The 13,092-nt window shown below is 44.5% G+C and carries 9 protein-coding genes, 1 pseudogene and 1 other annotated feature; of the genes and pseudogenes, 8 read left to right on the top strand and 2 right to left on the bottom strand.

Going from position 1 to position 13,092, the window contains the following annotated elements; genetic code table 11:
* The first annotated feature begins 104 nt into the window (after positions 1-104).
* The 5 genes from KE627_RS10010 to KE627_RS09990 all read left to right on the top strand — a co-directional run bounded on the left by KE627_RS10010 (position 105) and on the right by KE627_RS09990 (position 5,412).
* Positions 105-671 (top strand): sugar O-acetyltransferase, encoded by a 567-nt coding sequence (locus KE627_RS10010; RefSeq protein ID WP_013727609.1) that lies wholly within the window; start codon positions 105-107, stop codon positions 669-671.
* 70 nt (positions 672-741) lie between these two features.
* Positions 742-978 (top strand) — a binding site (T-box leader).
* A 258-nt stretch (positions 979-1,236) separates the two neighbouring features.
* Positions 1,237-2,049: a 2-keto-4-pentenoate hydratase gene (locus KE627_RS10005; RefSeq protein WP_014939686.1), complete on the top strand. Its 813-nt coding sequence runs from the start codon at positions 1,237-1,239 to the stop codon at positions 2,047-2,049.
* Between the two features lie 604 nt (positions 2,050-2,653).
* Positions 2,654-3,946: a Y-family DNA polymerase gene (locus tag KE627_RS10000; RefSeq protein WP_056939254.1), complete on the top strand. Its 1,293-nt coding sequence runs from the start codon at positions 2,654-2,656 to the stop codon at positions 3,944-3,946.
* Between the two features lie 26 nt (positions 3,947-3,972).
* A complete protein-coding gene (locus tag KE627_RS09995; protein ID WP_013727604.1) occupies positions 3,973-4,293 on the top strand; it encodes a hypothetical protein in 321 nt (106 codons plus the stop codon).
* 87 nt (positions 4,294-4,380) lie between these two features.
* Positions 4,381-5,412: a matrixin family metalloprotease gene (locus KE627_RS09990; RefSeq protein WP_056939255.1), complete on the top strand. Its 1,032-nt coding sequence runs from the start codon at positions 4,381-4,383 to the stop codon at positions 5,410-5,412.
* Between the two features lie 255 nt (positions 5,413-5,667).
* On the opposite strand, the pseudogene KE627_RS09985 reads toward KE627_RS09990, so the two are convergent.
* Positions 5,668-6,839: pseudogene (locus KE627_RS09985) on the bottom strand (aminotransferase class I/II-fold pyridoxal phosphate-dependent enzyme).
* 260 nt (positions 6,840-7,099) lie between these two features.
* Between KE627_RS09985 and KE627_RS09980 the strand changes: the two are divergent.
* Together KE627_RS09980 and KE627_RS09975 are read left to right on the top strand one after the other, a co-directional pair.
* Positions 7,100-9,247 carry an amino acid ABC transporter substrate-binding protein/permease gene (locus tag KE627_RS09980; RefSeq protein WP_133286493.1) on the top strand — a complete coding sequence of 716 codons (2,148 nt, stop codon included), beginning with the start codon at positions 7,100-7,102 and terminating at the stop codon, positions 9,245-9,247.
* Positions 9,244-9,981 (top strand): amino acid ABC transporter ATP-binding protein, encoded by a 738-nt coding sequence (locus KE627_RS09975; protein ID WP_013727600.1) that lies wholly within the window; start codon positions 9,244-9,246, stop codon positions 9,979-9,981. Before KE627_RS09980 ends, KE627_RS09975 begins: the two co-directional genes overlap by 4 nt.
* An 87-nt stretch (positions 9,982-10,068) precedes the next feature.
* Here the strand turns inward: KE627_RS09975 and KE627_RS09970 are convergent, their stop codons facing one another.
* A complete protein-coding gene (locus KE627_RS09970) occupies positions 10,069-11,340 on the bottom strand; it encodes an ISL3 family transposase (protein ID WP_035181568.1) in 1,272 nt (423 codons plus the stop codon).
* Between the two features lie 456 nt (positions 11,341-11,796).
* Between KE627_RS09970 and KE627_RS09965 the strand changes: the two genes are divergently transcribed.
* A complete protein-coding gene (locus tag KE627_RS09965; protein ID WP_013727598.1) occupies positions 11,797-12,933 on the top strand; it encodes a DNA/RNA non-specific endonuclease in 1,137 nt (378 codons plus the stop codon).
* Positions 12,934-13,092: the final 159 nt, after the last annotated feature.

The raw sequence follows: 13,092 nt of genomic DNA, 5'->3' as shown, positions 1-13,092 counted from the left end.
TCGGCAATTTCTAATTCATCCTAATAAATTATGCCTAGAGACAATTTATACTTACAAATAATGCTATAATATAAATTAATTTACAATAAAGGATGGAAAATCACATGGCAACTGAAAAGGAAAAATTTTTAGCGGGTGAACCATACTTGGTGATGGATCCCGAATTAACCAACGACGAAACTAAAGCCCGCCGCTTATGTAAGATGATGAATGAACTGGACGACACTGCCGGTGCGGAAAAAGAGGCCCTGGTCCGCAAACTGTTTGGCTCAGTCGGAAAAGACCCCTGGGTTCAACCGAACTTCCGCTGTGACTTTGGCTACAATATTCACGTTGGCGATAACTTTATTTGTAACTACGATAACGTCATCTTGGATATTGCACCGGTGACAATTGGTAATCACTGCATGCTGGCTCCACACGTGCAAATTTACGCTGCTTATCATCCCCTTGATCCCAAACAACGGGCGAACTTTGTGGGTCTGGGCAAACCGGTGACTTTGGGCAATGACGTTTGGGTTGGCGGCGGATCGGTGATTCTCCCCGGCGTTACGCTTGGCAACAATGTCATCGTTGGCGCTAATTCAACCGTCACCAAATCATTTGGAGATAACCTCATCATTGCCGGCAATCCTGCCCGCGTGATTCGAGAAAATCCCAACAAAGAATAATTAATTTCAAATTTGCTGTTGACAATCAAAATAACAGGGTGTAAATTAATGACAATCATTAAATTCAAATTAAAAAGCGATGAAGAGAAACGTCATTTTCCGTTCGTAATAAGAGAGTTGCTGGTTGGTGCGAAGCAATTTACGTCCTTAGATGATTATCATCTCCGAGCTATGTGATCAAAGTTTTAGTAGATCGCATTGGGTGCACCCATTATTGTGTCAGCGTATCGCGAAAGCTGTACGTGTGAGGTAATGCTAGTAATAGCACTACAAATTAAGGTGGTACCGCGCAATAGGCGTCCTTTTAACTATCCATTTTCGGGTAGTTGGAGGACGCCTTTTTATTTGAATTTAATTAATTATTTAAGGTGGTGAGGACTTATGGAATCGGTGATTAGCAGCTCCAATGAAAACCCTGGTCAGATTCAGATTTTGCAAACACATAATTTTAACCGACATAGTGCCATTGACATAACAACACATATATTTCACGTCACTGAGTGGTCCTCACTGTACATACAGTTGAGGATCCACAGATTAAATACAATTTATGGAGGAAACGCTTATGGATGAACAAGCAACGATGGAATTAACAACTAAGGAAAATGAATTAGCAAACAAATTATTTAACGCTTACGAGACACACAAGCCATTAAAAGAGTCCGACTACGATGGTGTCGTTAAGGATGAAAAGTCAGCCTATCGGGTTCAAAGACGACTAACCCAACTCAAGCAGGAAGACGTTGGCGGCTACAAAGTATCGCTTACCAGTAAGCAAACTCAAGATATGTTTGACTCCGACTCACCACTATATGGTGCCCAGGTTAAGAGCCATTTCCTACAATCCCCAGTTACCCTTCACCGTGGCGAACTCATGGAACCACTTGCTGAAGTTGAAATGCTCTTTACTGCTAAAGAAGATCTCAGCAGCAAAGATTCTTTAGAAGATCTCATGAGAAAGACCAAGGTTGCCCCAGCTGTCGAAGTACCTGATTCACGCTTCAGTGACTGGTTCCCAAGCCTATCCAAATATATGGTCATGTCCGATGCTGCTGTTGGTGGTTACGTCGTCTACGGTGATGAAAAAGATACCAATCTCCTATTTGACAACGTCGATGATCTAGCCAACGTTAAATGTGAACTATTCCATGACGGCAAGAAGCTAAAGGACGGCGCTTCATCAGAAGTGTTGGGCAATCCGTTAAAATCCTTACACTGGCTGGTTGAAAAACTCGAATCACAAGGAATGCCGCTACAAGCTGGTCAACGTGTTTCAAGCGGTACCTTCCTACTACCTGAATCACTCAGCAATGGCGACTGGAAAGCAACCTTTGATAAGGGGCTTGGCGCTGTGTTCTTGAAAGTTGCAGGTGATTAACTCAGATATTTTTTAAGCAGCAAATTAGCGTCTGATTATTTTTGAAATATTGATGAAATTGATGATAATTGATAAAAATGAAATTGAAGCGGCTCTTCTCAAGGCGGAAAACTTGGGAGGGGCGCTTTTTTGTGGAGTTACTGATCTTTTTGGGGTTAGTTCTACCCAGATACAATTTCCTTATACATAAATCAACTTCCTTTTCCCATGTTATTTTGGGCTAGCTTCCACCAGGTTTGTTGCGCTTATTATATTTACTGCTCCCTTCGGCCTTGAAAATGCGCTCCGACGACCCAGGGCCCGGCCACATAAGTGAGGAATGCCAACGATGAACCCAGACCGTTCATCATTGGCATTCCTCACTTATGTTCTGGGCCCTAAACGGGTCTCGTCGCGCTCTGTTTTCAAAATGCGCTCCCCAAGCCAGCTTCCTCCGCTTTATCCAATCACGAGTATTGATGCCCAACCCGCATCAACACTCGTGATTACATAAATGCTCAGAAGCTAACCGGCTTGGTCCGCGCTCTGTTCTTCTTGACACACCAAACAAATGTTCGTATTATATAGATACTCAATAAAACTTTTCCAATCGCAGGTGATCCTTATGCAAACACCTCTTGATAATCCCAGCCTTTTGCCCAGCCACGACATTATGTGCATTGACTGCAAGTCTTTTTTTGCCTCCACTGAGGCCATCAAGCGCGGGGAGCATCCCCTTTCCACCAAAATTGCCGTCATGAGCCGCGAAGAATCCTCCGGTGGACTCATTTTAGCTGCCAGTCCCTACACCAAGAAAAACTTTGGTGTCAAACTGGGGACTCGACGATTTGAAGTCAATGATCAGATGGATATCGAAATGGTGGAACCGCACATGGCCGATTACGTTGCCCTTAACTACCGAATCAACCGCATCTACCGTCAGTTTACCGATGATATTCACTGGTTCCCCTATTCTATTGATGAGAGCTTCATCGATGTCAGCCACAGCCACAAATTATTTGGTTCCAATGCCCAAATTGCCAAATTGATTCAAGACAAAGTTTTTAAAGCAACCGGCATTGTCACGACGATTGGCATCGGACAAAATCCCCTGCTGGCCAAACTGGCCCTGGATAACGCCGCCAAGAAAAAAGAGCCTTGGCAGGCCGAATGGGACTACGCCGACGTCCCCGATACTATTTGGCAGATTCCAGATCTTGCCGATATGTGGGGAATTGGCAGCCACACCGCCGTCAAACTCAATCAGTTGGGCATTTATACCATTAAAGAACTGGCCCACGCCGACGTTAACCTGTTAAAGAAGAAATTTGGTGTCATGGGTGAACAGCTTTACTACCACGCGTGGGGCATTGACTACTCCAACCTTGAGAAGCGTTATCTTCCCCGTTCAGACAATAAAGGTTACGGCAATTCACAGGTATTAATGCGCGACTACACGGAATTGGGTGATCTAAAAACTGTTTTCGGTGAAATTGCCGATCAAGTCGCGACCCGCCTGCGAAAAAACAACGTCGTCGCTGAAGTCGTCAGTATTTTCATCGGGATGGCCACCACAGACAAGCAGGGACGAACCCACTTCTCAGCCCAAATGCACGTTGAACCCACCAACTCAACCAAAAGCATTGCCAATGCCGTCCACTATTTATTGGAAAGTAAATGGGACGGCAGCGCAGTTCGTAACGTCGGGGTTCGTTGCAATCGGCTTTCAAAAAAGCGTGAAACCCGCTTCAGCCTGTTTGAGGATCCCATCACTACCTTGGATAAGGAAAAATTGGAGCAAACCATCGACATTATCCGCAAAAAATACGGTTACAAAGCACTAATCAGAGCTTCGTCCAAAACCAAAGGCGGCACTGCAATCGACCGTGCCGGTTTGGTTGGCGGTCATCAAGCTTAACGATTTATCTCAAGGAGGTCTTCACCATGCTGGCAGAATCAAGAGAACTAATTGACAAGTACCACCAATACTTCAAGCGACTTCCCAACTACCAATACTGGTTGGTGATCGTCGACAACCATTTTAATGACCGCTATTACTTCTTCATTTATAGTCGGAAATTAAAAACCAAGTTGGTCCGCTCACATGAGTTATTAGCGTTGGTTCACGATCCCCACAAATATCAGCAGGTTCTCTCCGACCTTAAAAACATGAGTCATCTAAGCATCGAATACAGGGATACGACCCATCTGGTAGAACCAATGCCGGAGATTACCACTGATAAAATCCACGGTCACAACTTCTGAGAACCTGCCAAGGCCATAAGTAGCAAATTATCAATCGGATATGGTATATTAATGGAAACACTTGCAGCTTTGAGGAGGCACGTTCAAATGAGTCGGGTCGTAAAAAAATTAACGTTGCTGGCAGTCGGACTGCTTTCGTTAGCATTGATGATTGATGTTGCCGCAACCTCGGCTGATGCAAAAACCACAGCGGCAAAAATTGTCCGGGTCACTCCCCAGAAAAGCACAGCCTATCGAGCAGCCAAAGGGATTATTTATGGGGATAAAACGCTAACGCAAAAACTTCACAGCGCTAAAAATTATCCGGAAACGATCTTCTACGCTACTAAACGGGTGACCGTCAGAAAACCGAATGGTAAAACGGCAGTCTACTATTATGTTGCCAATAAAAGCAAAACAATAACGGGGTATATTTGGCACGGCTATTTAACCAAAACGCAAGTGGCAATGTCTCAGAAGTCGCTGATGAAATTGATTAATGCAGCCCCAGATATGAATCCGGATGAAACTATCCTAAGTCTGAAGCCGGTGAACTATGAAACCCATGAAGCTGTTTTTGACTTGGCATATAACGTTTTTCATTTTTCGCCAACCTCAATGTTCAAGGATCATCACGCGTTGATTTACGTGGCCAATCCGGAATTGAACCAGCACGTTCAAAACGCCATGAACAAATGGAATACTGCCTTGGGTGAAACTGTCTTTCAGATGGGAAGCCAAAGCCACTATACCTTAAAGATTTCATTTGGCAGCGGGACAAAAGAAGGCTGGGATGGTCTTTACGACAGCAGGCAAATTTTTATCGATAAAACCCACTATCACGATGCCAAATATCCGCTGGGGTATATCAAACCCAGTCTAGCTGCCAAATTTACGATTGATCAATATTGGGATGGTGTCCTGGCACATGAACTTGGCCATACCCTTGGGCTTGACCACACCGGCTATCAGGCAGACTTGATGTATGCAGCGACCAGTGCCGGCAATATGATTGCCAAATATGCATGGCAGAAGCCGGTCGAAAAATCCATCAATGGATTGGACGGCACCGAAATGGCCACGATCACCAATCGCGATTTGAATCGGGCAAAATTGACCAAACTTCTTGGTTACTGGTAACTATGGAGGCAGGCCAAAGATGCTTGGCTTTGAGTTCCACGATTATCTAAAATAAAGCTGCGCGAACGGCTAATTTTAACGATTTAGGAAAACGAGCGTGGGCAAATAAGCGGTTAGCTTCCAGAGTATAAGGGGATTACCCAAATATCCAGAACTTGGATGTTTGGGTAATCCCCTTATACGGCCGGAAGCTGCTTATTGGCGCACAGTTCTGCTAGATAACATTTAGGCGCAAAACGAGGTTGCTAGTAAACTCTAATCAAATAAATGCAGCTTGGCAATCCGCTGACAAGCTTCGGTAAATCGCGGCTCGTCAATTAATAAGCCCACCCGGACGAAACCTTCTCCGCCCTTGCCAAAACCATTACCAGGGGCGACAGCCACCGCTGCTTGATCCAGCAGTAGATCGGCGAATGATTCGCTGGTATAGCCCTCAGGAACCGGCATCCAGGCATAAAACGAACCGCCGGATGGATAGGGTTCCCAGCCAATTGCCCGAGCAGCCTTGAAAAATTGATTCCGGCGTTTTTCATAGAGGGCAACCAACTCATGAACGGACTGCTGATCGCTATTCAAAGCCGTAATGGCAGCTTTCTGGATGGCTGGGAAGACACTCACGAATAAATGATCTTGAATCAGATTGATGGCTTCAATCATATCGGCGTTCCCGGCCGCAAACCCAATCCGCCAGCCAGCCATATTATAGGATTTAGAGAAAGTGTTCATTTCAATTCCGACTTCTTTGGCACCTGGAGTTTGTAAGAAACTGACCGGTTTTCGGCCGTCAAACCCAATCGCCCCGTAAGCAAAATCCTGCACCACACCAATATGGTTGGTCTTAGCAAAGTTAACCGTCTGCTGATAGAATTCCGGCGTGGCCACAGCTCCGGATGGATTGTTAGGATAGTTGAGATACATCAGCTTAGCCGCATCCACGACTTCGGGTTTAATGGTCCGATAATCAGGCAAAAAGTCGTCTTGTTCACGCAGCGTCACCAGCTCCAGTTTGACTTGTGCCAGTGAAACGCCGGACAGGTAATCGGGATAGCCGGGATCTGGCAGCAGCATTGTGTCCCCCGGGTTCAGCAGTGCAAACGGTAGTTCCACCAACCCAATTTTTGAACCGCCGAGAATGGCGATTTCCTTATCAGGATCTAAAGTGACCCCATATTCACGTTGATAGAAGTTGGCCGCTGCCCGCTTTAGTTCCGGGTCACCTCTGAATTGCGAATATTTATGATTGGCAGGTATGGCGGTTTGCTCCTGCATGGATCTGACAATAAAATCGGGAGTCGGCTGATCCGGATTCCCCCTCCCCCGTTGATGACATCCGCACCGGTGGCTACTTTAGCATTGACCTTCTTGACCAGACCGGCAAAAAATTGTTTCGGCAACTGCTGTAATACATTCGATTCTTCAAATTTCAACTGATTTCCTCCAATGTGGTATGTATAAATGATCATAAAAATGCTAAATGAATTTTAATGATTATTATGATAAACTGCCAAATCAATGTCAACACATTTTCTAATTTAAAATTAACAATTCTCAGTGTTTTACAATGTCACAGCAAGCTTGGCACCGTTTGCACAAATTGGTTAATGCTATACAGATTCACAAATTTCTGGTATTATGTTCTCATTATTATATGTTATGTTTTATTACATATGTCTAGGAGGAATAATTCATGAAGCGCAAAGTGTTAACGGCTTTCGGATTGCTGGCAGCTTTTGCCACGATCTTGTTCTGTCTGGCGCTACCAGGCAGCGAAGCACAAGCTAAGACGTACCAAATCGGGACAGATGTTACTTATCCCCCATTTGAATTTGCCAACAAGGAAAATAAATACGTCGGAATCGATATTGACATTATCAAGTCAATTGCCAAAGAGGAAGGCTTTAAAGTCAATGTTAAGCCGGTTGGATTTAACGCGGCGGTGCAATCCGTTCAATCCGGCCAGCTTGACGGAATTATTGCCGGGATGACGATCACCCCGGAACGAAAAGATAAGTTTGATTTCGGAACACCCTACTATAAGACCGGTGCGGTCATGGCCGTCAAAAAAGGCAGTGACATCACCAGTTTCAAACAACTTAAGGGTAAAAAAGTAGCTCTCAAAACCGGAACGGCCGCTGCGGATTATGCCAATAGTTTGAAGAAGAAGTATGGGTTTAAGACCGTGACGTTCGATGATTCGGATAATATGTATCAAGACGTCACGACCGGCAACTCGGTTGCTTGTTTCGACGACCAACCCGTTCTCCAGTATGGCATTAAACACGGTTTAAAGCTTCAAATTGCCAGCAAGCCTGCTAACCAAGGTTGGTATGGGTTTGGTGTTAAAAAGGGCACTCACAAGGCATTAATTAAGAAATTCAATGCCGGCCTGAAAAAGATTCAAGCGAATGGGACTTACGACAAAATTGTCGGTAAGTATCTGGGAAACGCAAATAATTCCAAAGTAAAAGGCAAAACTTTCGTTATTGGAACTGATGTTACCTTTCCCCCGTTTGAATTTGCCAACAAGAATAACAAATACGTCGGAATTGACATGGATTTAATTCGAGCTATTGCCAACGAACAAGGCTTTAAAGTCAAAATTAAAGCCCTGGGATTCAACGCGGCCGTCCAAGCTGTTGAGTCTGGTCAAGCGGATGGTGTGATTGCCGGAATGTCAATCACCAACGAACGGAAAGCTCAGTTTGACTTTTCCAAACCGTACTTCAATTCTGGAGTTGTCATGGCTGTTGCTAAGAACAGCAAGATTCATAAATTGTCAGAGTTGAAAGGTAAACGGGTTGCGGTTAAAACCGGAACCTCGGGTGCCGATTATGCCAATAGTATCAAAAAGAAATACGGCTTTAAAGTGGTTACATTCGATGATTCCAACAATATGTATCAAGATGTCTCAACCGGGAATTCAGTTGCCTGTTTTGAAGATCATCCAGTTATGCAATACGCAATCAAGCAAGGAACCAAGTTGAAGATTGTCACCAAGCCCGCATTAAATGCACCATATGGCTTTGCGGTTAAAAAAGGTCATAACCAAGCACTTCTGCAGGCGTTTAACCAAGGACTGGCAGATCTGAAGGCCAGCGGCACATATGATAGCATTAAGGCCAAATATTTGGGTGCTGATGAGATTAAGACAGCTGCCAAGACATCTGGCAACAGCGCCGAAGACCGGACGTTTATCGGCTTAATTAAGCAAAATAAAGGTGCCCTATGGTCAGGGCTGCAAGAAACCCTTTGGCTGACAGTGGTATCAATCTTCTTTGCAACCATCTTCGGTGTTTTGGTTGGATTGATGGGCGTGGTGCCTAACAAATTCAGTCAGGGAACTTCGACAACGTTGATTTACCTGTTTAGGGGAATGCCCCTGCTGGTTTTGGCACTGTTCATTTATACTGGAATTCCGAGTTTGACGGGGCAAAAAATTCCTGCCTTTGTCGCCGGGGTCGTGACGCTGACCTTTAACGAAGGTGCGTATATCGCCGCGTTTGTCAAAGGCGGCATTCAAGCCGTCGATCCCGGACAAATGGAAGCCTCGAGAAGTTTGGGGCTCCCGTTTGGAAAAGCCATGCGTAAAGTTATCCTGCCACAAGGGATTCGAATTATGGTGCCGTCGTTTATTAACCAATTCATTATTACTTTGAAGGATACGTCAATCCTATCAATTATTGGTTTGCTTGAATTGACCCAGACCGGTAAAATTATTATTGCGAGAAACTTGGAAGGATTCAAAGTCTGGACAATCGTTGCCGCAATTTATCTGATTATTATTACTGTATTAACTTGGTTATCAAATTGGGTACAAAGGAGAACTAAGGTATGAGCGAAAAAGTAAAAGTCACAAATTTAGTCAAAACCTTTGGTGACAATGAAGTCCTCAAGGGCATCAATCTAACGGTTCAAAAAAATGAAGTGGTCGTTATCATCGGCCCTTCAGGATCTGGAAAGAGTACCCTTCTCCGCAACCTGAATAAGTTGGAGGAACCAACTTCTGGATCGATCGTTATTGACAATGTCGACATTGCCAGAAATGATGTTGATATTAACGCGGTACGGGAAAATATTGGTATGGTGTTCCAGCATTTCAATTTGTTCAAAAACTTATCCGTTGGTGAAAACATTATGTTGGCTCCTGTCGAACTCAAAAAGGAAACCAAGGACCAGGCAGCAGTTCAGGCTAAAAAGTTACTGGAAACCGTTGGCTTACAGGAGAAGTTCGATGCGACAGTTCAATCATTGTCCGGTGGTCAGCAGCAACGAGTCGCCATTGCGCGGGCATTGGCAATGAACCCAGACATCATGTTGTTTGATGAACCAACCTCAGCACTGGATCCCGAAATGGTTGGCGATGTTCTGGCAGTTATGAAGGACTTAGCCAAGCAAGGAATGACAATGGTCGTGGTTACCCACGAAATGGGATTTGCCAAGGAAGTAGCCGACCGGGTCGTGTTTGTAGATGACGGTCAAATCCTTGAAGAAGGTACCCCAGAACAAATTTTTGAACACCCGCAGAATGAACGATTACAGGATTTCTTGAATAAAATTTTGAACGTCTAATAGATTAGATGATTAAATTGATCAGCCCGTTACGAAATATTGGTTCTTCGTCAACTGTTGTTGGTGAACAAAATATTGGAGTTCTAATCACTTGGTGATTAGAGCTCTTTTTGTATGAACTCGAAAAGCGAACAGCACTCTTAGCCGGAATCTGAAGAAGTTTCGGTAACCAAATCCAGTGCGTTTAATGACTTTAATCTTGTTGTTTGAACCTTCTAAGGGCCCGTTGGTGTAATGGTGAGTAAAGGTATTGCCAATTTCATCATGATGAGTCGCTAGGGTCTGGAGGGTTGCCAACATCTCTTCCGAGCAGCCCTCTAAGTGATGGAATACTTGATTATAGTTGGGCCAATCACGGTTTTTGATGGTTTCACGTAACCGATTCATCACGTTGTAAGTTTGCTTGAGCTCGGGATCAATGTCCAATAAAGCATCAACCACATCAGTGGCAGTCGCTGGATAAGGGAAGTTTGTCCACTTACGGAAAGCTTCGTAGTTGAGGTGATTTTCCGGCGTTAATAATAGTTTCCAATAGCGTTTTAGGGCGTGATACTCGCGTGAGGAAGTCGCCAGGGTTTTCATGAGGCGCACCCGCGTCTTATTAAAAGCTCGATTTAAAGCGTTAACCAAGTGGAACGGATCGATGACAACGATGGCGTTCGGAAAGATCTGCCCCACCAATTTGGGATAGGTATAGTTCATATCGGTGACGATAATTTTCACATTTTCTCGCGCAGCCTGGTCGTAATGCTGGAAATACTTTTGAAGCTGATAGATGGTCCTAAAGGGTAACAGGTCGATCAATTCGTGGGTTTCCGCATCCATAAATTCAAAGCTCATCGCGTCGGTGGCGCTCTTAGTGCTTTTAACTTCGTCCATGAGGAGAACTTTTGGTAAATAGTGCCAGTTGGTTTGAAAGTCCCGTTCAGCGCGCAAGAGCTGCCGACCAACGAATGAATCCGAAGTGGATAACTCATCGGCAATGTGTTTGAGCGAAACCGGTTCGGTCAGTTTTTCTAAGCATTGTTTGCGGGTCGTATTTGAAATCGTGCAGTGTTTCGGCACCGCATTCGTCTGCGCCAGGAAATTGGTATGACAAGCCTTACAGTGAAAGTTTCGCCGATTGAGACACAGGATAACGGTGCTGCCCAATGTTTTTGCGAATCTAATGGTGGTCTTCCGCCAACCATAGCCAATAATTTGGTGATCATTGATAATCCCACAATTGCGGCATGCCTTGGGGGTGTAGTTTAGGGACCCCACCAATCGAATCACTCCATCATCACCCACTTGTCCTTCCTCAATTATTAAGTGTTCATCATCTATTCCTAACAACATTTTCGTAGTATCATTTGACATAGGGCATTTCCTTTCTTGACTTAATTCTGTGGTGGGAGCAAGTTAACGGACGGGAGATGTCCGCTTTTTTATTCTAATGATAAACAAAAAATCTGTCATCAGTAATAGATAAAAATCTATTACCAACAACAGATATTGTAGAACCGAAATATTTCGTGACGGGCTTTTTTATCGTCAGTTGACATTTTAGTGTGTCGTTCAATGGCATACACTACGAAAGGATCGTCAGACATTTTCGGATCCTCATATGGGGGTCTCTAGAAGCAAGTCCCCCATCAGTGCTCAAGTTTCTTGATCCTTATTCTAGCTTTAACCAAATCGATCTTCCAGTTCGTCTGTTAACAGATGAGATTCAACTGTATAATAAAAATGAATAGTTGTTCGCATTTTATCGTATTACGACTTATGTGGCCGATTGATTTGGTCAACGAAACATTTTTTGAGGGGGATCACAACGTGAAATCACATCAACATATCCTGCTAACAGCCGTCATATTGATTGCCATAACTGGCGGCTTGGCGGGTTGCAGCGATGGCAGTGGCAGTCATCAGGCCGCCGATCATCACGCATCGCAGGTGGCTACAACCAGTAGTTCTCATGCCACCCAATCAGCAAAAAAAGTTCATACTCATTCACACCACAGTTCAACTGCGTCGGCAAGCCAACAGCACCAAGCCATTTTGAACAAGCTGGTGAGTTATACCAACAAGGAATCCGCCGGGCCGACTGGTGATTATTATTGGACAACTGGAAAAGCTCATTTTAGCCATTTTGCCGGGCTGGCAGCTGGTGACTATCATTTCTCAGCTGATGCCCAAGGCAGATCTGCGACTGCCCGAGCAGTGCTGACTTATTCTGAATATCATCTGTCCCAGGGCGGCCGTCAAGGAGATCCACTGGAACCTCCTGCCTGGCCGGAAAACAAAATGGTATCAATTACCTATGGACTGACGGGGCGGACCTATCATGGCTACCTTTATAATCGGAGCCACTCGATTGGTGACAGTTTGCTGGGGGCCAAATCATATACATCAAACTACAATTTCACAACGGGTACCCGACCGCAAAATGTGGGCGCCGATCAAAATGGTGGAATGCGGGCCACAGAGGAAGCGGCGGAAAATTACTGGGAAGACAACCCCAATACTCACCACGTTATTTATTACCAAACAACTCCCCTGTACAAGGGAAGCGAAACGATGCCCCGTGGATCAATTGTCGATGTCCGATCATCAGATAAATCCTTGAACACGGAAGTTGTGGTTATCAATGACGCTGAAGGTATCCGAATTAATTACCAAGATGGCAGCAACAACGCCAAACAATATCACCGACGCAGCTCGACGATGGCTTATACACATCATCGTTCAACTACTTCGACTGGGAGTTCCAATTCACATCAGAGTGCTACAGCCACAACTACAAATGGCGGTTGGACAATTGCTAGATCCGGAATGGTATTTGTTTCTGATAGTGACAAGTATTATTCTGAGGTCAAGAATCCCAATAATTACCATTACGAGAGTGTTTCTCAAGCAAATGCCAGTGGTGCAACCCAAGCATCGCGTGGTAATCAATATGCTAGACCCTAGCTGAATCAAGATAACTTTGGATTGAAGACGATAATCTTCAATCTTTTTCTTTTAAAAATTGTCGCCGATTATTTATAGATGACCTATTTAAACAAAAAAACGGTAGTGAGGCAATGGTAATGGAGGCTCACTAATTTTCTTACCCTCCCTCACCCAATA

The sequence above is a fragment of the Lentilactobacillus buchneri genome, from assembly GCF_018314255.1.
In the GTDB taxonomy this organism is placed as follows: Bacteria; Bacillota; Bacilli; order Lactobacillales; family Lactobacillaceae; genus Lentilactobacillus; species Lentilactobacillus buchneri.
This window is presented reverse-complemented; position numbering and strand designations above follow the sequence as displayed.

What these genes read in the sequence shown, in the direction of transcription:
- KE627_RS10010 (WP_013727609.1), top strand. Translation starts at nt 105, where the DNA reads ATGGCAACTGAAAAGGAAAAATTTTTAGCGGGTGAACCATACTTGGTG.
- KE627_RS10005 (WP_014939686.1), top strand. Translation starts at nt 1,237, where the DNA reads ATGGATGAACAAGCAACGATGGAATTAACAACTAAGGAAAATGAATTA.
- KE627_RS10000 (WP_056939254.1), top strand. Translation starts at nt 2,654, where the DNA reads ATGCAAACACCTCTTGATAATCCCAGCCTTTTGCCCAGCCACGACATT.
- KE627_RS09995 (WP_013727604.1), top strand. Translation starts at nt 3,973, where the DNA reads ATGCTGGCAGAATCAAGAGAACTAATTGACAAGTACCACCAATACTTC.
- KE627_RS09990 (WP_056939255.1), top strand. Translation starts at nt 4,381, where the DNA reads ATGAGTCGGGTCGTAAAAAAATTAACGTTGCTGGCAGTCGGACTGCTT.
- KE627_RS09980 (WP_133286493.1), top strand. Translation starts at nt 7,100, where the DNA reads ATGAAGCGCAAAGTGTTAACGGCTTTCGGATTGCTGGCAGCTTTTGCC.
- KE627_RS09975 (WP_013727600.1), top strand. Translation starts at nt 9,244, where the DNA reads ATGAGCGAAAAAGTAAAAGTCACAAATTTAGTCAAAACCTTTGGTGAC.
- KE627_RS09970 (WP_035181568.1), bottom strand. Translation starts at nt 11,340, where the DNA reads ATGTCAAATGATACTACGAAAATGTTGTTAGGAATAGATGATGAACAC.